Annotated in this window: 17 protein-coding genes; 4 read left to right on the forward strand and 13 right to left on the reverse strand. The window is 44.5% G+C overall.

The features are described 5' to 3' along the window. Positions 1-219: 219 nt before the first annotated feature. Positions 220-1,020, reverse strand: a complete 801-nt coding sequence (locus QUB44_RS11460) for an ion transporter (protein WP_333366955.1) — start codon at positions 1,018-1,020, stop codon at positions 220-222. Between the two features lie 25 nt (positions 1,021-1,045). Between QUB44_RS11460 and QUB44_RS11465 the strand changes: the two genes are divergently transcribed. Continuing rightward, complete coding sequence (locus QUB44_RS11465) at positions 1,046-3,073, forward strand: pentapeptide repeat-containing protein (RefSeq protein WP_333366959.1); 2,028 nt, start codon at positions 1,046-1,048, stop codon at positions 3,071-3,073. A gap of 276 nt (positions 3,074-3,349) precedes the next feature. After that, positions 3,350-3,871 (forward strand): hypothetical protein, encoded by a 522-nt coding sequence (locus QUB44_RS11470; protein WP_333366961.1) that lies wholly within the window; start codon positions 3,350-3,352, stop codon positions 3,869-3,871. Between the two features lie 60 nt (positions 3,872-3,931). On the opposite strand, the gene QUB44_RS11475 is transcribed toward QUB44_RS11470, so the two are convergent. Next, the gene (locus QUB44_RS11475; protein WP_333366964.1) at positions 3,932-4,552 is read right to left on the reverse strand and encodes a DUF4276 family protein; all 621 of its coding nucleotides are present in this window, start codon (positions 4,550-4,552) and stop codon (positions 3,932-3,934) included. Continuing rightward, positions 4,546-5,745, reverse strand: coding sequence for an AAA family ATPase (locus QUB44_RS11480; protein WP_333366968.1), 1,200 nt, complete (start codon positions 5,743-5,745; stop codon positions 4,546-4,548). The genes QUB44_RS11475 and QUB44_RS11480 overlap by 7 nt, the downstream gene beginning before the upstream one ends. 334 nt (positions 5,746-6,079) lie before the next feature. Between QUB44_RS11480 and QUB44_RS11485 the strand changes: the two genes are divergently transcribed. Beyond that, positions 6,080-6,424, forward strand: a complete 345-nt coding sequence (locus QUB44_RS11485; protein ID WP_333366972.1) for an NAD(P)H-quinone oxidoreductase subunit M — start codon at positions 6,080-6,082, stop codon at positions 6,422-6,424. Between the two features lie 315 nt (positions 6,425-6,739). On the opposite strand, the gene QUB44_RS11490 is transcribed toward QUB44_RS11485, so the two are convergent. Then, on the reverse strand, positions 6,740-7,096 hold the full coding sequence (locus tag QUB44_RS11490) for a hypothetical protein (RefSeq protein WP_333366975.1): 357 nt from the start codon (positions 7,094-7,096) through the stop codon (positions 6,740-6,742). A gap of 783 nt (positions 7,097-7,879) precedes the next feature. Here QUB44_RS11490 and QUB44_RS11495 point away from each other — a divergent pair. Further along, positions 7,880-10,189, forward strand: a complete 2,310-nt coding sequence (locus QUB44_RS11495) for a protein phosphatase 2C domain-containing protein (RefSeq protein WP_333366978.1) — start codon at positions 7,880-7,882, stop codon at positions 10,187-10,189. A 260-nt stretch (positions 10,190-10,449) separates the two neighbouring features. Here QUB44_RS11495 and QUB44_RS11500 read toward each other — a convergent pair whose 3' ends face one another. The 9 genes from QUB44_RS11500 to QUB44_RS11540 all read right to left on the reverse strand — a co-directional run bounded on the left by QUB44_RS11500 (position 10,450) and on the right by QUB44_RS11540 (position 22,563). After that, positions 10,450-11,145: an LPS assembly lipoprotein LptE gene (locus tag QUB44_RS11500; protein WP_333366981.1), complete on the reverse strand. Its 696-nt coding sequence runs from the start codon at positions 11,143-11,145 to the stop codon at positions 10,450-10,452. 280 nt (positions 11,146-11,425) lie between these two features. After that, the gene (locus tag QUB44_RS11505; protein ID WP_333366983.1) at positions 11,426-11,791 is read right to left on the reverse strand and encodes a DUF1823 family protein; all 366 of its coding nucleotides are present in this window, start codon (positions 11,789-11,791) and stop codon (positions 11,426-11,428) included. A 157-nt stretch (positions 11,792-11,948) separates the two neighbouring features. Continuing rightward, positions 11,949-12,980 carry a type I glyceraldehyde-3-phosphate dehydrogenase gene (gene gap, locus QUB44_RS11510; RefSeq protein WP_333367129.1) on the reverse strand — a complete coding sequence of 344 codons (1,032 nt, stop codon included), beginning with the start codon at positions 12,978-12,980 and terminating at the stop codon, positions 11,949-11,951. A gap of 493 nt (positions 12,981-13,473) precedes the next feature. Next, complete coding sequence (locus QUB44_RS11515; protein WP_333157966.1) at positions 13,474-13,785, reverse strand: P-II family nitrogen regulator; 312 nt, start codon at positions 13,783-13,785, stop codon at positions 13,474-13,476. A gap of 1 nt (position 13,786) precedes the next feature. Next, positions 13,787-14,758, reverse strand: a complete 972-nt coding sequence (locus QUB44_RS11520) for a sodium-dependent bicarbonate transport family permease (protein ID WP_333366986.1) — start codon at positions 14,756-14,758, stop codon at positions 13,787-13,789. Between the two features lie 200 nt (positions 14,759-14,958). Further along, a complete protein-coding gene (locus QUB44_RS11525; RefSeq protein WP_333366989.1) occupies positions 14,959-15,693 on the reverse strand; it encodes a glutathione peroxidase in 735 nt (244 codons plus the stop codon). Between the two features lie 239 nt (positions 15,694-15,932). Beyond that, positions 15,933-16,574: a Uma2 family endonuclease gene (locus tag QUB44_RS11530; protein WP_333366992.1), complete on the reverse strand. Its 642-nt coding sequence runs from the start codon at positions 16,572-16,574 to the stop codon at positions 15,933-15,935. A 42-nt stretch (positions 16,575-16,616) separates the two neighbouring features. Next, a complete protein-coding gene (locus tag QUB44_RS11535) occupies positions 16,617-18,479 on the reverse strand; it encodes a tetratricopeptide repeat protein (protein ID WP_333366995.1) in 1,863 nt (620 codons plus the stop codon). Next, entirely contained in the window at positions 18,472-22,563 is a 4,092-nt protein-coding gene (locus QUB44_RS11540; protein ID WP_333366998.1) for a tetratricopeptide repeat protein, read from the reverse strand. Before QUB44_RS11540 ends, QUB44_RS11535 begins: the two co-directional genes overlap by 8 nt. Positions 22,564-22,568: the final 5 nt, after the last annotated feature.

Below are 22,568 nucleotides of genomic sequence, written 5' to 3' on the forward strand. Positions count from 1 at the left end.
CGCTTCTGTGATTTATTGCGTAAGCGTTGCTTGCCGTAGGCGTCGCATCTCTCTTTAAAAACTGTCCGGAGTATTGAGTCAGTAGTTATTGGTTATTAGTTATTAATTATTATTAAAAATACTGCTACATATAAATTAGAGGCAATCTTCGGCAGGGAAACGGCAATGCGGTTTCCCTACCTGTTATCTGTACTACAGTCAACAGTCAACAGTCAACAGTCAACCATTATCTAATTGACTGCCGCACATTTTACAAAATCTAGCATTAGCATCGTGTACAGACCAACCGCAACCTTTACAAACAGCTTCTCCGTGATTAGCACTTTTAACTAAGTGTTTAATCAAATCCCCCAATTGCCAAGGAATCAGAGCAATTCCCGTCAAAATCATCAAAATAGTCAGAAAACGACCTGATTCCGAAATCGGAGTAACATCGCCAAATCCCACCGTCGTCATCGTGACAACCGAGAAATAAACAGCATCCAAAAAAGTTCCAAAACTTTCGGGATTTGCCGGATGTTCGACTTGATAAATCAAACCAGAATAAACAAAAATTATTGCCAGCAAAGTAAACAAAATCCTAGCAAAAATAACCCCATCTTCGCTGCTGATGCGGAAAATAGAAATTTTTAGTTCTAGAAAGCGGATGAGTCTGAGAATTCTGAACCAGCGAAAAATTCGGATAAAACTAACGTTGACAAATCCCAGTAAAAATGGTAATATTGCCAGCAAATCTATAATTGAAAAAAAACTAAAAATAAATTTAACTCGATTTTCGGAACACCATAGTCGCAATAAATACTCAAACAAAAAAACAACTAAAAGTGCTGTATCGAGAGTTTGCAAATTAATTCTAACAGTTTCCGAAATCGGGTAAGTTTCGGCGATGAAGCTGGTCGAAGATAGGAGAATGAGTCCGGTAAGGGTTAAATTGACGGTTCTGCCAATTGGGGTTTCGATGTCTTCGAGATAAAATCCAATTTGCGATCGGGTTAACATAGATGAGATAATTAATACCATTTATGAGGTAAGGGAATTATCGCATATGAGTATCGAATTAACTAAGGGTGAAAGGTTCAATCTTTCTAAAGAAACTCCTAATTTCAGTAAAATTGCGATCGCCCTGGGTTGGCAAGTCAGCCAGACAGCACAAAACTGCGACATTGACGCATCTGTTTTTATGTTAGCGGCGGACGGCCGGATTCCTGATGAAAAGTATTTTGTATTTTACAACAATCTGACATCGCCGGACGGTGCGGTGCGACATTCGGGAGACAGCGCGATTGGCCAAATAGACGGAGATGATGAGACGGTTTATGTGGATTTGAGTAAAATCAATTCTGCTATTCAGGAAATTGTGTTTGTTGTGACTATTCACGAGGGACAGGAAAAGAATCAAAGTTTTAGTCAAGTTACAAATGCTTTTATCCGGCTTTACAACCGAGAAACTCTTAGCGAATTGGTTCGGTACAATTTAAATCAGATATTTTCCCAAGAAACGGCTTTAGAATTTGGACGCTTGTACAAGAAGAATGGCGAATGGAGGTTTCAGGCGGTAGGACAGGGATATAATGCTGGGTTGCAAAGTTTTGTAGACAAGTATTATGTTGAGAATGCGGTTGAGAAAAGCTCGAATGCTGGTGAGAAGCTTGATGATGCTGAGGTTGTGAGGCGGTTTAGCGATCGGGTGGATAAGCTATTGCGGGAAGAGGCGATCGAGGAGACACCGATTCCAGCATCTAGCGAAGCGGTAAAACAGCCGGCTGCTACTCCTGTAAATGCGGATACTGTGCAATCTGAGGAAGAGGCAAAAATTGATGATTCTGCACTAGAAAATCTGGAACCAGCGATCGGTGCTGAGGAATTTTGGAAACGGCATGAAGACGGAGAACGCGACTTTACAGGGATTAACCTAGCGGGAGTAAATCTGAGCGGAAAATTCCTGGTTGAGGTCAACCTGAGTAGCGCTAATCTAAGGGGTGCAGAACTCTCTCAAGCAAACTTATCTGTTGCTAACCTGACTGAGGCCAATTTATGTGATGCCAACCTTAACAAAGCGAATCTCAGCTCAGCACAATTAGGCAAAACACAATTCATAAATGCAAATTTAAGTGAAGTAAATTTGCTTCATGCAAACCTAAGTGAAGCTAATTTGAGTGGAGTAAATCTCAGCGATGTTAATTTGTCTCCTGGGACGAATTTTAGTAGATCCAATCTCAGTAAAGCTAACTTGACTGGGTTAAATTTGAGGAAAACACAATGGATGAATGCTGATTTGAGTAATGCAAACCTAAGTAATACTACCCTATTCGAGGCAAACCTTGAAGGGGCAAACCTTGAGGGAGCAAAACTTGAACAAGCGCTGTGCAACGCACAGACTATTTTCCCCACAGGATTTGACCCTGTTAAAGCAGGTGCTTACTTAATCGTTGCGGATGCTTCACTTTCCAACGTAAACCTAGCTGGTGTTGACTTAAATAGTTTCAACCTGAGTGGAGCTAACTTGAGCGGTGCAAACTTAACCAAAGCCAATTTGGAGGCCGCAAAACTGCTTCAGGCGAATCTTAGTGCAGCAAATTTGAGTCAAGCAAATCTGAATGGTGCTGACCTAACTACAGCAAACCTAAGTGAAGCTAACTTGAGTAAAGCAAACCTTCGAGGTGCAAAACTAGCTGTGGCCAACTTGAGTGGAGCAAATCTGAAACAGGCAAATTTAGAGTACGCTAACCTACTTGCGGCCGACCTGAGCCAAACCGATTTGAAAGATACAAAATTAGCCAATGCAAACTTAAGCGGTGCTAACCTGACAGGCGTAAATCTGGTGGGAGTAAAGCTTTACTCAGTAAAATTGAGTGGGGCCAATTTGACTGAGGCTAATCTCTGCGGCTCAAGTTTAGTGCAGGTAGATTTGAGTGGGGCAACACTTAGCTCAGCCGATTTGCGCGGTACAGATTTGAATTGTACAAACCTAGAAAAAGCCAACCTAAAGGGAGCGAACCTAAATGGGGCGGTAAATCTGGAAAAGGCAAAACTCGCAGGTGCAATTATGCCAGATGGCACAACTCACAAATAAATTCGATCGCCAATATTAAAAAGCAAGGTGGGCGATTTATTGGTGTGAATTTAACCCAAAGTCCGCCAGGGAATGAATTCCCTGGCTAATAGCAAAAGTCCTCTGAAGAGGACTAATGAGTTCTTCAGTCCTCGACCGAGGACTTTTGCTATGAGGCAGGGGTTTAAACCCCTGCCGGACTGAGGAAAATAGCGTTAAATTGACACCAATGGTGTGCATCGCCCTCCATACAAATAAAGTATGATGAGTGTAAAAGATCAAATACATAGATTTTCCATGAATGAATCGGACACAGAAATTATAAAATCTACCCTCAGATGGATGACCCAGTTTGTAGAGTTACCGCATCCAGTTTTCAGCGATTTACCGATTTGTCCCTTCACTAAAAAGGCACGCTTGGCAAATCAAATTTTATTCAAAATCGAGCGGTTTTCAGCGCAGACTGAGTTCGATCGCGATTCTGCCATAATGAAATCGATTTATGAATTTTACAATTCGGAATTTGAAATAATGCTAGTAATTAATCCAGAAAAAAATGCAATTAGTGCGCCACAAACTAAAGAATTGATAGACAAACTGAATGATCGGATTTCAGAGTTGGGCTTGCTGGCTTTTCACACTCATCCCGAAGAAGATTTTAATATTGACGGGCTTCATACTAGAAGGATGCCGTATCCGGGCTTCACCGTTCAAGTAAATTCTAAGCTGAAGCCCGCTTCCGATGCTTTAGAGAAAACTGAATATTACAAAAATTGGACGGCCGAACAACTAAAATATTTCGGGATTCCGAGAAATTGACGATCGCCCTTCGCCCCTTTCTCCCTGTCTTGCTTCGCGCCCTTGGCTACTTTCATCGCTTCAATCCTCCATGAGTTTGATGAGAGTTGTAAAAATACGATCGCACTCTGAAGAAGCCTTGCGAACCTTGTCAACATTCAACATTTCTAACAGCTTGGAAGCGTGCTGTATCTTTTGATATTCCCCTTTCGACTTTGTGTCGCGGCTAGCCGCTTTCAGACTTGGTTCTAACAAATCCTTTTCAATCGTCTCTACATTGATATTTTTAGGAATCGCATTTTCTTTAAATCCCTGCCCGTAAAATATTTTTAAAGTATCAATATCAGCCATCAACCAAGCTTCCATCGCTTGAACCATGAGATAGCAATGAGTCTCATCAACCCCAGGCGGCGAATCCCAGTTATCCCTCGACCTCAAATGCTCCCAAGGCGGCTGCTTTACAGGGGCTTCTGAGTCAACTAAAAGGATGATAAAAGCATTTGGGTGATCTGCCAAAGCATTCTTGAAATCCCTGAAAGCATTATTCCGGGAACCGCAAACAGTGATATTCCATTTGATTTTCTTGCTGCGGGCAACCTCCACAAGTTCTTTGAAAAAAAAGCTAAATCCTCCTCGAAGTAATTGCTTTGTATTCTTGCCATCGCCGCCGCCTTCGATGTAAATGCGAATCTCTTTTACCATCGGTTGCCCCCGATTTCTCCCATCCGCCAAAGGTCTCCCAAACTGTAATTCTCAAGCCATTTTTTCAGTCGTTCGGGATCGAGACGACTCAGGTGACTTCCTCTATCATCCCGATCGCATATTAACACTGACTCAGGACTCAGAGCCGACACTAAAGCATCGGAATGAGTTGTCACAATCAATTGTGTGCGCTGTGAAGCTTCGATCAACATTTCAGCAACAACAGGCAGAATGTCGGGATGCAACCCAATCTCCGGTTCTTCAATACAAATTAGGGGCGGGGGAGTTGGATCTAGAAGTAAAGCTATTAAGAATAAATAACGCAGCGTACCGTCTGATAAACGAGTTGCGGGTATTGGCTGAGTTAATCCTGTTTCGCGGATGAATATCTGGACAGTACCGCCATAAATCTTGATACTCAGTTCTTCGGCTGCATCGTAGAACAGTTGTAGTTTTTCAATAATTAGCCTACTTCCTAATTGATACTGTAAGTTATTTAAAACCAGTCCTAAGTTGCCACCATCTTCGAGGAGGGGATGTTCGGGCAAGTCAGTTTGCTGAGCTTTTCTAGATACTGAATCTCTCCCTGTCTGCCAGTTACGATATAAACCAATGTCTGCAAATTTATTTCCCAGATATGATAGTTCTGGATATAGTTCAGGATCTTTTCTTTGAGATAAAATAGATTGAGCGGGAATGATATCTTCTCGCCGCAGAGTCCGCAGCGTTCTTGGTTGCTGCTCGTTGTCCTGTATAACATTGATAACAGGGCGACCCCGATGGTTATAACGGTAATAGAAAAATGGCTGGCTTTCAGAACTATGGCGCGGTGCCATATCTTCTATAGCTTCGTCCACTACTTCAAGTCTCTGACCGACTGCGGTAAAACTAATTTGATAGCGCAGTGGCATCGTTCGTTCTGGGTAATCTAAAATAGCCTCAATTTTTGCTGTGGGAGTACCTTTTTCACCTTTCCACAGAAAATCGCTGATACCACCTCCTTGACGAATCGGAGCAAGTAAGTCGGTAGGTGTTGCCTTCAACACTCCCATCGCTTCAATTAAGTTAGACTTGCCGGATGCGTTAGTACCGATCAATACATTCAGGGGTTGCAGTTCAATTTTTTCCCCCTCACTTCCATAGGAAAGGAAGTTTTGTAGTTGCAGGGAGTGAATAAATCTCTTGCCTTCCACCTTGTCCTCCTATGCCAATTCTGAACTATAGCAATCCTAAGTGATTTTCTCTATCTGTAAAATCTGAAAGTCTTGCTATACAAGAAGTCTAGGAAGACAAGAGGGCGTTGTGTTGTGAGACTCAAATCGGATTGCTATATTATACTTTACGAAAGCTTTCGTTTTTAGTCTTGAATTAAGTAGGTCTCAAAACTACCGATTCCAAGTCTTTGCCTTGAAGTCGGAGGGGGAGTGAGATATCCCGATCGCTCCCACAACAGGCGACCGACTCTCCTGCAACGGTCTTTGACCCCTTACAATTAATTCAGCAAAAAATCTTTACACATAAGAACTCATGCAGCTCAAGTCAACAACCCGCCATATTCGCATATACACCGCCATCCTCGAAGATAATGAACTCGTACCCAGCAACGACCTTTTGACCCTCGACATTGACCCAGATAACGAACTTAACTGGAATGACGAGTCCGTCAAACAGGTACAGGCCAAATTCGACCAACTCGTAGACGCTTACGAGGGCGAAGACTTGACCGAGTACAACCTCCGCCGTATCGGTTCGGAGTTGGAACACTTGGTACGATCGTTCTTACAAAAAGGCCAAATCAGCTACAACCTCAACGGCCGCGCTGTCAACTACAGCATGGGATTGCCTCAAGTTGATGCCAAAGTTCACCTGTAAGGGCGATCGGGCGATCGGCATTTATGTCAACTTAAGATTGAAACCCATAATAAATGTCGCTTGTAGCTGAGTTTCGATCCCTCCTACTTCTCTTAATCAGGGGAGTAGGGGGGAAAAGAGGGTTCTGTTTCGTCTCTCGCTTTGGGGATTGATATCATTTCCGGTTACACCGGAATGATGTTCACTGTTGACTGTTCACGGCGTCAACAGTCAACTCGAATTTACTATTCCGATGCTAACGGATTTGATATGACGGGGATTTAGACTTGGATACAGAGGAAAGATGGAAATGGGAAGAATTGGGAAAATCTGCTTTTATTCTTCTTCCTGCTTGTTTGTGACTCCTGACTCCTGACTCCCGGCTTCTTCCTTCTTGCGACTTCGATCGGACTTCTCCCCCGCCTCCCCAGCATCAACCGGAGAACTTGGAACGCGATCGCGTTCCAAAAACTGTTTAACTGCTAATTGGCGGTTGGTCATAAACTGACCCCAAGCGCCGGGAAACAGCCCATCCAAGGTTTCCACCAGCGCCCAAACCTCAAGATTCATCACTTTGTAATAGAAACTGTGAGAATGTTGAATGCTAGTGAGTATTTCGTCTATTTCAACAGCAGGCGGCAGCTTCGGATCGGGCAAGTTCTTGGGAAAGGCGCTGGGTTCATGTGGGGGCATGGTTAAATACTCAACAGCTTGCAGAGGCCGGTCAGTCGATTTTAGATTTTAGATTTTAGATTGATTCCACAGATGAATCTGCGGGCTTGAACTAAATATCTAATTTTTTTTCTCTCCCCGACTCCTGTCGGGGGCTTGCATCCGTCAGTAGATTTTAGATTTTAGATTTTAGATTTTAGATTGACTCCACAGATGAATCTGGGGGCTTGTATCCGTCTTTGGGTAGGGTTAAATTTAACTTTACTTGCGAAAATCGGGAACAAGGCAAGGAACACCCTTGGCGAGAAAACCGACAATTGATATTTATTTATACCTGTCGGCTCAGGTGATTTCTACCTAGCTGCATCATACCATTAGAGTTAGTCTAAAATCTGAATTCCCTTGAGTGCTGCGATTTCTTCGGAAATTGCCGCTATCAGGAATATGCTGAAAACAGCGTGATTTCAAGCTCATGACGGGGGTGTCGCGCGATCGTCTAACCCTAAAAGCTCATAGCAAGATTCATCCGGCAGTCAACAAAATGGTAGACTATTTGTGTCAGTACAAGACATTAAAACCTACCCCTAGACTGGGGGAAAGTCAGATATCACTACGCACACAACAGTGGAAACGTGGTGAGCCCGGAAACCTGAAAAATCAGGATATTAGGACTGCGAAGTCTTAAGAATCTCCGTCTGTTGAGAAAGCGGGGGTGTCAAATAATCGCCACGTATCAACCTGTCGAGGTTCAATCGCTAAAATAGTTCAGATCAGCACGCTTGCCCCAAGGCGTCAGGAACCCTTATGCAAAACTCTGTGGCAAAACACTACTTATGGGCTTTAGGTGAAGGGATCAAAGGGTGTAAGCCAGGCGATCTGATCGCTGGTCGCTACTTGGTCAAGCGCGATCGACTTCTTGTCGATACTCAACCCGAACACTTGCCGGAACTGCCCGAAGAGATTCCGAGTGTTGTCACTCCTTATCTGAGACTGTTTGCCTATCAGTTGCACGTACCTCAAGTATACGGCCTGGTATCGTCGAAGATGAGCAAGCTTTCGGGAGATATCTGGCTACTGGAAAACGTGCCTATTTTGAAGGTGACGGAATCTTTAATGCCGGAATTGGCGGATTCCTGGAAAGGAGCCGCAGCGATGCGCCAGCTCAATTGGCTGTGGCAAATTGCTCAGTTGTGGCAGCCGTGTATCGCTCAGGGCGTAGCTTCGACGCTGCTGACTCCCGAACTGCTACGGGTGGAAGGGCAATTGGTGCGGTTTCTGGAATTGCAGCCCGATCGCAAACCGCCTCATTTGTCGCAGTTGGGCAAATTGTGGCAGCAGTGGCTCGAAGATGCTCACCCAACTATTGCCAATTTTTTGAGGCAACTTTGCCAGCAAATGGTTGCCGGTCAAGTGCGCCACGGCGAACAACTGATGGGCCAGTTGGATAAAGCTTTGGCAAAGTGCGGCCGATTTTACGATCGTCACGTTGAGATTGCCACGGGCACGGATGTAGGCAGATCCCGCGCTCACAACGAAGATGCTTGCTATCCGCCCAGCGGTACGCTGTTCGCAGGAAGCCCAGGTGCGGAAGCTTGCGCGATCGTCTGCGACGGTATCGGTGGACAAGACGGCGGCGAAGTCGCTTCGGAAGAAGCAATTGGTGTGCTGCGCGACAAGTTGCAGCAAATGCCCCTACATCAAGCTAATTGGGACCCGTTGAGCCTGACTTCCAAGCTGGAACGGGCGGCTTGTCTTGCTAATGACAAAATAGCCAGTCGCAACGACAGCGAACACCGCCAAGGCCGCCAGCGGATGGGAACTACGCTAGTTATGGGTTTAGCCCACATTCACGAGATCTATGTCGCCCACGTCGGAGACAGTCGGGCTTACTGGATTACCCGCACCGGCTGCTATCAACTTACTCTCGATGATAATGTGGCTTGCCGCGAGGTGCGTTTGGGCTACTCTCTCTACCGGGATGCTTTGGAACAAGTCGCCGCCGGAGCTCTGATTCAAGCTTTGGGGATTACTTCGTCCAACACTTTGCACCCGACTGTGCAGCGTTTTCCGGTGGATGAAGACTGCGTTTTGCTGCTGTGTTCCGACGGTTTGAGTGATAAAGACCGGGTTGAGGAATGTTGGGAAGCGGAGATTTTGCCAATTCTCGACGGTAGCATTAATTTGGCTAAGGCGCGCGATCGACTGATTGAGATTGCTAATACTAGAAACGGTCACGATAACGTCACTGTTGCTTTAATTCACTGTCAAGCTCATTTGAGGGAAGACGGCAATACTTTGACTGAACTGTCTGTCGCACCTTTAGATACGCCGATCGAACTAATTTCCGATAGCGAGGATATGCCAACGGATTTGACCGAAAGCACAAGCCTGGGCGAGGGGAATTCTCAAGGAAAAACGCTGTTTTTACCGCCGGAAAAAAGCAAAAGCCCATTTTCGCTGCTGCTGAAAATTTTATTTTTATTAGGGTTGGGGGGTGTATTTGCTTATTTTTTCATCCCTCCGGTGGGTCGCGCGATCGATACTGCCGGGGAGTCGATTTTTGGCAAAGGCGGTTTAATTAAAGCTGGAAGCAAGCCAGAAAAAACTGTTGAATCTGTAGCTTCTCCGGTCAAATCTTTAGAAACAGGCTCTTTTATAGAGATTAAAAGTTCTGGGGCTGGGGAATTGGGAAAAGAGGGCGATCGCTTGGATTTGCGAGGCGCAATCGGTGAGTTGACTGTCAAAGGGACAGTCCCAGCCGGCAGCGTTTTGCAGGTGACAAACAAACAGCTTACGCCTCAAGGCAATTGGCTGGAATTGAAAGTTTGTTCGATTCCTGGAATAGTGCGATCGAACTCTCCTAAACCCGAGTCAAATAAAGATTTTTCTACAGTTTCAAAACCGACATTGAATCCATCTCCCGCTGTGGCAACTCCCTCGCCTTCCCCGGCAGTTAAGCCAACAGTTGAAGTAGAAAGCGCCAAGCTGCAACCGGGGGAAATCGGATGGATTCAAGAACAAGCTGCTGTTTCTAAAGTAGTCTCTAACCTAGCCTTAAACCAAACTCAAAAGGGGAAATGTGTTGATGCGGACTCAAATCCCAATGCTAATTAAACTACTAATGCTTGAGTATGTTGAGCGAAATGGATAGAGTTTAGTATAAAGGAAAATGCAGATTCCTAAACAAAACTAATATTAACTGTTACAATGGCAGGCCAAGTATAGCAATCCTCGCATCATTTGTGTGTGTAATTATTGTAGGGGCAAACCCCCCGTGGTTGCCCCGCTTTGCCTGTGATCGGGGTAGGCAAAGAAAGGCACTACCCCTACATCTTTGTACGACTCCTGCAAGGACTGCTATAGCTGAAAAATTGCTAACCTAATTTGTTAGATACTTCTGCCAGTTTAGTCACCATTTGGGATACGGCTTTGTCAACTGCCGCACTCAAAAGTGAGTCTTCATTGCTGCTGCCAGAATTGCTGCTGATACCTCTGACTGAAATATTAGAATCGCTTTGATCGGCTTCTCCTACTGCTTTGGCAGTGGCAAGAATATCTCCCGAAGCTGTACCGATTAACCGCACATCTATTTGAACGGTAGCTTTGGTTTTTTGTGAACCGGCGCCGATTCCCATGAAACTGCCGCCGCCGGATTGTTTGTCGATATTAAACTTGGTAATGGTGCCGATGAGCACGGCGTCAACTCCTAACTCTTTGCCAATTTCGGCAGCGGTACCGGCATCCATCGCACCGCTGCGATTTTGCTGTTTGAGCACTTGTTCGAGTTTGCTGCGATCGACTACTGTATAAGTGCCATTGTTGACAAGTTCGTTGATTAGCAGTTCGCTGATGCCTTTGGCTGCGCCGACTCCCCTGTAGGAAGTGTAATAGCTGTTGGTGGGGCCGTAGTCGAAGTCCATGACGACGAGGCGCTTTTTGGCAGTGGCTTGGGCGAGTTGGGTTGCGGGTTGGGTGGTGGCTGGTGTGGCGATCGCATTGACTGAAACGCCTGCTAGCATTAGGGTAGCGAGGGAAATGCTGGTTAAGCGAGATATAGTGGTTGTTTTCATAAAGCTTTCCTCACAGTTGTTTTGTGCCGACTCTAGGATACTTTACGGAACAGTCCGATGTCAGGGTTGGGGGTGAGGATGTTGGAATTGGCGGGTTTTAGTGTTTTTTGACTTTCAACAGGCTTAATTTTTGTTAATTAACCGCAGAGGACGCAGAGGACACAGAGAAAGAGAGGAAGAGTTTAATCCTTTATAGGGATTTAGGGGTTTTTCTGCCAATAAATTTAATATCTCTGTACTTTAACTGTGGCCACAACCGCACAGCCATCCAATATTCCTCTTACGCCCCAGATTCGATAAAACCCATCAACCAATTAGCCATCGTCGCCCTGCGAGTCTGTCTGGGCCCGAATTCCCCAATTTTATAGCCTTTAAAGCCCAATTTTTCCTTCAGCAACTGCTTGTTTTCTGGAGGGGTCGATCGAGTCAATTTCACCGTCGCCGGCCTAGAATCGATAAAATCCGGCGGTTCCGGGTACTCTTGACGCCACTCGGCTGCAACACCTGCACTGTTCCACTTGCCAGCCTCGGCATCCCAGCGGTAGCCCAGATACTGCCAAACTAGCTGATTGACAACAGCATCGTCGATTTCTTCGTTGAGGATAGCCCAAATAGTTTCGTTATTCAGCGGTGGTAATTCAGACATGAGCGCGATCGAATCGGAAATAAAAAAAGTTTAACTCACATTAGATAACATTATCAGGAACGAGCTCTCCGGCCCGTTCCACAAAAAATCATAGGAATTTGTTTGTGGGGAGTAGGGGTTGGGCACGCGATCCCGCCCAAAATGCCACCCCAAAAAATTAATTATTCAAAATTCCGTCTTTCTCGGCCATAGACAGCATTAAGTCAATCACGCGGCTAGAATAACCCCACTCGTTGTCGTACCAGGAAACAACTTTGAAAAACTTAGAATTTAGTTCAATTCCCGCACCTGCATCAAAAATGCTCGATCGCGCGTCGCCCTTAAAATCTGTCGAAACAACTGCATCCTCAGTATATCCAAGAATGTTTTTGAGTTCGCCCTCTGAAGCTTTTTTCATTGCCTCGCAAATTTCTTGATAGCTAGTTTCCTTCGCCGTTTTGAAAGTAAGGTCAACTACAGACACGTCGGGAGTTGGCACGCGCAAAGCCATTCCCGTCAATTTTCCTTTCAATTCTGGCAACACCAAAGTAACAGCTTTTGCTGCACCGGTCGAAGATGGAATAATATTTTGAGCCGCACCGCGTCCTCCCCGCCAATCTTTTTGGCTAGGGCCGTCTACAGTTGGTTGAGTAGCTGTCATTGCGTGAACTGTCGTCATTAAACCTTCTTCCAAACCAAAGTTATCGTTGATAACTTTGGCAATTGGTGCTAAACAATTCGTCGTACAGCTAGCATTAGAAACAACCGTATCTTTTGCCGGGTCAAATTTGTGGTGGTTGACGCCTACTAGAAAAGTTGCAACTTTTTCCGGGTCTTTTGTCGGTGCTGAAAGTATTACTCGTTTTGCTCCTGCCGTCAAGTGTTTTGATGCGCCCTCAAAATCTGTAAACAATCCGGTAGATTCTACAACATAATCTGCGCCGGATTTACCCCAGGGCAATTCGGCAGGATTTCTAATCGCTGTACAGGGGATAAAATTTCCGTCAACGACAATCCCGTCTGGTTTGCTTTCAACTTCGCCGTCGTAAATGCCGTGGGTGGAGTCGTATTTGAAAAGATAAGCCAGGTTGTCTGGCGAAACTAAGTCGTTAATGCCGACAAATTCGATGTTGGGGTTTTTGATGCCGGCACGCATGACTAGCCGTCCGATGCGACCAAATCCGTTGATGCCAACTTTTAATGCAGCCATGTTTAAACTCCTATTGAAAATATCGTTAGTCGATCGGGCGTTAGCGAAGCCCGCCCCTACGGGGGCTACGCCAACGAAGAGGATCGCCTGTTGTGGCTTAGAATTTACCACGCTAACGGATTTCTGCAACTGATTCTTTTCTATCTCTTAAGAATTCTGAATTCTGCCCCGGCTGGGAAGAGCAATTAATCCTGAAACAACCGCTGACTAATGGCTAATGGCTGATGAGTATAAATTTGTAAAAGTGCTATAATAGACAGAAAATATTTTCAAAATTGCTTTTTTTTAATCAGGCTAAAGTAATAAGAAAAAACTTATCTAAAAGGCGAAACGGATTGGCATTCTCACCAGTGGCGATTGTCGGGGCTAAAGCCTAGGATGAAAGTCGCATATCCGCTCAAGGACACGGCATTGCCGTGTCCCTAAACATATGGCGTAGAATCTATGTGTAGCTCAAATTTTCCGAATTGGTATAATCACTAAGGACTAATGACTACCCGACGCACCTAGTAATTAGCAATTCCACCGCATCTGAAATAAAACACGACCCACCAAATTTATTGAGCACGGGTCTAATGTTTTCTGCAACTGCTGAAACTTGAGCTGGCGAACAAAAAGCAAGCACATAAATGTTATCCAGCGCCGTCATTGATGACTGGCGCGAAACGTGATCCCTGGTGCTTTTTCCCGCGACATCACGAATCACCGAATAACCGGGTACGCCAGCTTTGTCTAAACCGTCTAAAATCTTGCCGAGCTCCACTGAGTGGGCTATGATTTCTACTCTTTTGACTGACTCCATCATCTCACCTCCAAAACATATTGATTCCGTATAGATACAGGGGAATGCCTACAATGATATTAAATGGAAATGTCACTGCTAAGGCAGTTGAAATGTAAAGACTTGGGTTCGCTTCGGGAACAGTTAGGCGCATGGCTGCTGGTACTGCTATATAAGAAGCACTCGCGCACAATACGGCAAACAGCAAAGTGTCTCCTTGCGGCATTCCGATTAATTTGGCTATTAGCAAAGCAATTACTGCGTTGAGTATGGGAATTAGGATTGCAAAGCCGATTAGAAAAATTCCTGCTTCTTGCAAATCTTTAATTCTGCTAGCGGCAACCAGCCCCATGTCTAGCAAGAAAAAAGTCAGAACTCCGTAAAACAAGTCTTGAGTAAACGGACTCATAACTTCCCAACCGTGTTCTCCTGTCATTATGCCCATAATTAGGCTGCCAATCAGTAGAAAAACTGAACTGTTTAGGAATGCTTCTTGCAACACTTCTGGCCAAACTATTTCGCGTTTTCCTTCTTCCCCGCCAAATACACTGACTAGAATGAGACCGACTATAATGGCTGGGGATTCCATTAATGCTAGCGCGGCTACCATGTAACCGTCAAAGTCGATCCCCTGTGCTGTGAGGAATGAGGTTGCGGTGATAAATGTGACGGCGCTGATGGAACCGTAGGTGGCTGCGATCGCTGCGGCATTGTAAGAATCGAGTTTGATCCTCAGTATGAAAAAAGTATAAATTGGTACTAGCATTGACATCAGCATCGCTGCTAAAATTGTCAGGGCAACTTGCTGGTCAATGCCACTTTTGGACAGTTCGACGCCGCCTTTAAATCCGATCGCAAACAGCAGGTACAGCGAAAACAGTTTGGGGATGGGCGCTGGAATTTCTAAATCAGATTTGAGAAAAATTGCCAGCATTCCCATGAAAAAAGCCAATATGGGTGGATTTAAGATATTTGACGCGACTAAACTCAAATCCACGATCGTTCACTCCCATTTCTTGCGTTTTTAATATTACTTCCCCAGTAATTGTGGCACGAGAATGGATCAATAGACCGATCAAACTTTTGACACGAAAGCTCGATCGGGCTAAATACCGTCAAATACGGCAAAGGCGCACAGTACGCACCCTACAACGAAGGTATGCACTGGGCACCTGCAAGCTAAGTATTTTGGTTTAACTAAGCAACACCCAAATAAGACTCTAGGGCTTCGGAACCACCGATCAACTTGCCGTCGATAAATACTTGCGGCACAGTTGTAGCCCCAGTCATAGCCCGGAGCGATCGAGTTGTGATCTCCCGGCCCAAGACGATTTCTTCATAATCCAAGCCATTTTTACTCAGCAGTGCCTTAGCCTTAGCGCAGAAGGGACAGCCCATTTTTGTAAACAACGAAACTACCTTCGGCTTAGGTGCTGCGGAGTTGATGTAGTTGAGCATCGTCTCGGCATCGGACACTTTGAAAGGGTCGCCCGGTTCATCAGGCTCAATAAACATTTTTTCAACCACGCCATCTTTTACCAGCATCGAATAACGCCAAGACCGCTTGCCAAAGCCTAAATCTGTTTTGTCTACCAGCATTCCCATGCCTTCAGTAAATTCGCCGTTACCGTCGGGAATTAACGTCACATTGTCTGATTCTTGGTCTTTTGCCCACTCGTTCATCACAAAGGCGTCGTTGACAGAAATACAAACGATATCATCCACGCCGTTTTCCTTGAAAACTTTGGCCAATTCGTTGTAACCGGGGAGGTGCGTTGACGAACAAGTGGGAGTAAAAGCTCCCGGCAGCGAGAACACTGCTACGGTTTTGCCTGCAAATATATCATCCGTGGTGACATCGACCCACTCGTTGTCTTTGCGAGTGCGAAAGGTGACTTTGGGTACTCTTTGACCTTCGTGGTTCGTCAGCATGATTTTAAATTTTTGGGTACTTGGGTTCAATTCCTTTGCTTATTATAGCGTACTCATAACGAGTATGAGTTGTCAAGGGAGGAAAGTTTTTTTCTCGGACTTGGGCGCGCGCGCGAGCTCAGTTCATTGTCTTTGCGACGATAGGACGATAGTTTGAATCATAGTCCGAATCAATCTCGCGGCGCGCGCGAGCTCAGTTCATTGTCTTTGCGACAGCTAGCAGATTTAAAACTTGCTGTTTAAGTAGGTCGGCAATTCTGTCTCCAATCCTTTGCTGCTGCTAACGGGTGAGGATTTTTTACACATTCTGTCAACACATCGATATCAATTCCTGGCAGCAATTCGCTTTGTGTGATTAATTCATAACCGCAGTTTGACACGAATTCAACCGGAATTTCTTCTCGCAAATGGTAGATAGAAAATCGGTCATTTCGCCAGAACCAAACCTCTCGCACATTCAACCTTCTATAAAGTTCTAGTTTATTGATGCTGCCACTGGTAACAATCACTTCAATTACCAAATCTGGAAATTCTTTATCTGTGCCAATACAGTAAGCTTCATCCGGTTCCGTACCGCCACTTTTTTCCTCTTGTCGCAGAGTTGTAGACCCAAAAGGAAAATATTCGATGTCAGCTTCTACAAAATAAATAAGCAGCAGATCTCCAATGCGAGTTTTTCTACTTTCATGGCGGCGAGAAGGTGACATAATTTCCAAAACTCCATCTAAATAAGTAACTCGATATCCTGCCGCATCTCCAATCCGATTCAGCAGTGTCTCGTATTGTTCCCAGTTGGCGCTATCGGTAATGTAGCGATCTTCAGGATCTTGGCGTTGGAGTGCTTGTTCCTTAAGTAGCGTATCTAGCTCGATCGTCAGCATTGGTATTACCTCCTTACAAGTTGTTCTAATCTTAGCTCAACTTTATTCCCAATCAAACTGCCTCCCCAAATATTCCTCTAATTCCTGATTGTAAGGTCGGAAATAATCGCTCAACCTGTCGCGAACCGATTCATTTACCCGCTGATAAGAACCAGGATTAGCATTTTGGTACTTAGACAATTGATATTCCGGCAAATCTAAAAATTCTAAAACCTGTTGGACTATAGCCGCCGCATCTGCATAAAAATCTTCGCTTTTCAAAATTAACAACTGTTCTTGGGGAAAGAAAGTACGCCAGTTTTTAATAAATTCTATGTACCTACCGCGAGCTAAATAATTCCCCGGTTCCTCGCCGATGATGTATTCGGGATTTTGATTCAACCGTTCAATTTCATCGCTAATTACTCGATCGAGCGATCGCGCTTCCCAATTTAAGCCAGTCAAGCGGTAAAATTGAGAAATCGCCCGATCAACCGGATTTCGCAAAAGTACAATCAGTTTAGCCTCTGGAAACAGGCTGTAGAGCCGTGCCGGTGCTTCCCCACAGTCAAAATAGCTCGGGCTTGCTTCGCCAGTTACAAATTGCTCTCCCGAAGGCATTGGGGGAAAATGAGCCAAATACCAATCAATCCCTCTGTCAAAGTGCCACGAGAAAAAATCCATTTCCTTTTTAATCGGAGTCAAAATTTGCGGGTGTTGAGCTAAATAAGTATACAGAGAAGTCGTCCCGCACCGCTGAGAACCAATAATTATAAAGTTAGGAACTTTGACTGGTTTTAAGTTCCAATTTTGTAGAACAGGCAAGATGCCTGTATCTTCTTGTGGAACAGGTATCTTGCCTGTTCTCTTACTGATAATAGATGCCAAACTTTGTTTAAAACTGACAGTTCGATAAAAATCAATCGCCTCGGGAATTTTACCTTGCCTCGTCAAAGCTTCTCCCAAATTCAGATAAGGCCAAAAAGCCTCCGGTTTAGCTGCAACAACTTCGCGGCACAAGTTCTCAACTTCATCTAGCTTGTTTTGCCTAACAAAAACTTCCCACAAATTGTAATAAAACCACCAAGGAAGATCGGGATTTATTTCTATTGCTTGGAAAAATGCCGCCGCCGCTTCCTCCCAATATTTTTGGTGGCTCAAAACAGCACCTAAATTGTAATAAGACCAGCAATCATCTGGTTTTTGGACGACAGTTGCGCGAGATGAGGCTAATGCGCGATCCTCTTCGAGGGCTTCGCTAACGCACTTTTCTTGCTGTTGCAACAACTCCTCTAATTCTGCTGACAGTTCTGCACAACTCGGCATACTTGTCAAGAGCATTTTGTAAATAATAATTGCGCTTTTGGGGCGATCGTACTGTGCTAAATTCTTTCCTAACTGCAAATAAAACTCCCAATTTTCCGGTGTAATTTGCAATTGACATTCTTCTAACACTAACTTTAAATCAGACTCTGTTTGTCCTAGAGTGTATCCCAACTTTTCATAAATTCCCGGCAAATCTCCGTCAATTTCAATAGCTTTTAAATACGTAGCGATAGCTTCATCCCACAGTTTTATTTTAGTTAAAGCGTCGCCTAAATTGCAAAAAGACCAAGCAAAATCCGAGTTGAGTGAAATCTCGCAGCGGTAAGCAGCAGCAGCCTCTTCCCATTGCCGAAGTTTCAGCAAAGCATCGCCCAAATTGTGATAAGACCAGGAAAAATCTGGATTTAACTCAACAGCTTTTTTGTACGCAGCGACAGCTTCCTCCCATTTTTCAAGTTTCAGCAAAACATCGCCCAAACTGTGATAAGACCAAGAAAAATTAGGATTTAATTCAATAGCTTTTTTGTAAGCAGCAACAGCCTCATCAAACCGGCCGCTTTCTTGCAGGGAATTCCCCAAACTGTGGTAGTCATTATCCATGCAAAACTCCTGCCATAGCCAGTAATTTTTCCAGCGAGTTTAAATCCAACTGCATATCTTTATGTAAAGGTTTGATCGGAGTTCCATCATCAACCAAATCACCAATTAAATAGTAATGTTCCAAACCGCACAAATTGCTAATCATCCAATAACAATGCGGAACGTAAAGGGGAGAAAAAATCTCAATTACCTTAGTTCCCGGACTGCAAAAAACTAGATTTGTCAACCCCCCTCCGTGGGGTGCGACAACTACTTTAGCAGCAGCCAAACACGATGCTTGTTCCGCTATAGACATCGTTTCCAGCTTCACACTGCGGAACCCAAATTTTTCTAAGTATTGAAGTACCTCTTCATCGTTGACGATTCGCCGATAGGATGCTTTTTGGCGGCTGATATAAATTCGCTCTGAATAGTCTGTAGTGCGCGGCTGTTGTTCATTTAAAAATGTCTGTTTGAGAAATTCACACTTCCATTTTGAAACCGCCCCAGAGCCGTTATAAGATATTGACGGAACTATTAATTTATCGGCTTTAATATGTAAATTTCCGCCACTTTTTAAAAGTTTATTTTGAGAGATTCCTAAAGTATCTAAAGTATCTGCTTGATACGAATAATCACAGGCATTGATAACAAACTTATCTATAGTTTCTATCAATCCGCTCCGCTGTAAAAGGTCGAAGCGCGTAATCACATCAAACATCCAATGAAAATAAGCGGCTCCACCCCAGCGAGCAGATAAAAAAGCCACATTTCCATCGACGTGTTCAGCGGGAGTCAATTTGTCGGAAGTGATTACCAATTCAGAACAGCCCATTGAAATATCAGCAACAAGTTTATTGTTTGAAGTAATCACGGCGGTAGTCACAACATCTGCCCAAGCTCGTCCGTTTGGCAATACGGCAACAAAAGCTTTTCTGGAATGACTTTGATGTTCCCAAAATCTGCGGCTGCTGTCGATTGTTTTGGAATCAGATAAATTGATTTGACTCGCAGGATGGATGTCAATGCAGGTGAGGTGCGGATTGGATTCTGCTACAACGGTCAAATCTTCTGTAAACCCACAGTATTTTTCGAGAATACTTAAGGGTAAATTTTGATTACTGCATTTTGCCCGATCGCTCTCATCGACTTCTCCTTGTTGTTCCAGAGCATAACCTATATTATCGTATGCTTCAAACAAATCCGGTTTAATTTGCAGGGCTTGAACTAAATTAGTGATTGCAGGTTCCCACTGCTGTTTTGCAATTAAACTCAAACCCAATCCTTCGTAACACCAGCAGGATTTTGGATCGAGATTGATACCTTTTTCATAAATGGCGATCGCCCTTTCTAATTCCCCTTGATTCCGCAGTGCATCGCCCAACTTTTTGTACAGCCAACTATGCTCGGGTTCTAGCTCAATAGCACGACCAAAAGCCACTGCTGCTTCGGGCCAATTTTCTTGTGATTCCAGAACTTCCCCCAAAGCATTGTACAGCCAACAATCATTGGGATTTAATTCAATAGCTTTGCGGCAAGCCGCCGCCGCGTCCTCCCAATTTTCCAGTGCAACCAAAGCCTTACCTAATCTATCGTAAGACCAACAAAAACCGGGATTCATTTCAACTAATTTGCGGTAAGCAACAGCAGCTTCCTCCCACTCAGAAAGCTCCATCAGCACATCGCCTAAGTTGTTGTAAGTCCAACAAAAATTGGGATTTAACTCAATAGCTTTGCGGTAAGCAGCAGCGGCTTCGTCGTGTTCCTCAATTGCCTGTAAAGTCTCCCCCAAAAAGTGGTGAACCCAACTAAAATTAGGGTTGAGTGCGATCGCCCGTTGGTAAGCGGCCCGAGCTTCGCCAAACAGTTCTTTCTGTTGCAGAGCTTTACCCAACTTGTGGTAAGTTAAGTAGTTGCCAGACTTAATTTTAATAGCTGTTTGATAGCGGGCGCTCGCCTCATCAAAATAACCGGAATTCGCCGCAATATCCCCCAACTTTTCCCAACCCAGAGACAACAGAGTTTGCTCTTCGCCCAAACTTTGATTGCCGATTTTTTTGACAATCAGTTGATAGCCTTTGTGTACTACTTCTAACTGACTTCCAAACATCTCCAAAAAAACATCTATCCCAATTTTAGTATCTTGCTCCGGGCTGTCGGGAAACGTAAACTCGTAATCGTCAAAAATCATCAATCCCCCAACTTTCACCAACCTCCAAGATAACATCGCATCTTGCAGAGCACTGGTGGGTTTGTGACAGCCGTCAACGTAAGCAACATCGTAATATTCCGAACTCAAATTAATTAACAAATCTTGAGAGTAACCTTCTAATTCAATTACCCGATCTGCTGCTCCCGTTTTAACAATATTGCCCTTAAAATGTTGTTGAAAAAACAAATCAATACAAGTAATCTTTGCCGTCGGATGAGTTAAAATATTATCCAGCAGCCAGCAAGCCGACATTCCCTGAAAACTGCCGATTTCCACAACTTGAAAATCTGCAATTCCGGTAAATTCCTGCAAATGCCGTTTCCAAATAGGAATATTGTGGGTAAACCAATCTTGGGTAAATTGATAATCTTTCCCCGCACACTCAGCCCAACCCCTCAATTCGGCCGCTTTTTGGTGGCAAATAATTGCTTCTTCTAATTCCCCTAATTGGGGTAAAATATTTCCTAAATCGTTGTAAGGCTTAGAATTGCTCGGATCGATTTCAATTTGGTGGCGGTAAGTGGCAATTTGTGCGTATAACTCCTGTTGTTTCGCCCGAACATCATTCAGTTGGGCGACAACTTCCGCAGCATTGGGTTCAATTTGCAGTGCCATGCTATAAAATACGATCGCACCTTCCAACTGCTTCTGTTTCGCTAAACTATTGCCTAAATTTATATAAAACTCTGCTCCATCTAACTCAATTCCCAGCAAGTTGTGGTAAATTTTCCCGCTTGCAAGTACCTCTACACCTTGACAGTAAGTTTCGATTGTGCTGTCTAAACCCGATTCGCTGCGCTTTCGTAAAACATATCCCAACCTCTGATTGATGCCCGTTAAATTCGGCTCAATCTGAACCGCGTGCAAGTAAGCGCTAACAGCTTCATCCCAGGATTGTTCGCAGGTTAAAGCAATTCCCAAATTACAATAAAACCAAGGAATATTGGGATTTATTGCAATAGCTTTGCGGTAGCAACTAATAGCTTCGGGCCACAGTTGTTTTTGAGCCAAAGCTTCCCCTAAATAATTGTAGGCCCAGTAGGAATTATCATTAATTTCAAGAGCCTGACGGTAACATTTAATAGCTTCATCCAACTCGCGCTTCTGCACCAAAACATTGCCCAAACCAAGGTAAGCACGAGCGTAGTTGGGATTGAGTTCGAGGCTTTTGCGGTAACAGGCGATCGCCCGATTTAATTCTCCTCGCTCCGCCCAAGTTTTACCCAAACTGTGGTAAGATTCAAACGAATTTGGATTGATGGCAATGGCTTGTCGGTAATTGGCGATCGCCTCATCCCACCGTTTCTCCCCGACCAGCATTTCCCCCAAATTGTGATAAGCTGTTGCCAGTTGCGGGTTTAACTTAATTGCCCGCGAATAACATTCAAGAGCGCGATCGAACTTCCCCAATTCAACTAAACTATTTCCTAGAGTGACGTGCTCGTCAGCAGTTGCCCAATTCGGCTCGATATTAAAAGCTTGATACCAGCACTCTGCCGCCTCTTCTGGCTTCTCTAACTGCGTCCAAATTCTCGCCAACTGCCGATAAGCTGCAGCAAAATTAGGCGCTAGCGAAATCGCTTTTTCACAATTTGCGATCGCATTTTCCCACAGTTTTTCTTGAGAATACAAAATGCCGAGATTAGCATAAACTTCCGGCAAATTTGGATTGCGATCGATCGCCCTCTCATACCAATGCTTAGCTTGCTCGATTTCACCTCGAACCTGCATCACCTTTCCCAGCGTCTGACAAGCTGCCGCCAAATTCGGTTCAATTTTCAACGCTGACTCGCAAGCAGCAACTGCCTCATTCAACTTTCCTTCGGCTAAATAAACTTCTGCTTGCCGACTCAAATCAACCGCTGCCTTTTCCATCTTCTCAATCGAGGGCATAATTA

The sequence above is a fragment of the Microcoleus sp. AT3-D2 genome (assembly GCF_036705715.1).
GTDB lineage: Bacteria > Cyanobacteriota > Cyanobacteriia > Cyanobacteriales > Microcoleaceae > Microcoleus.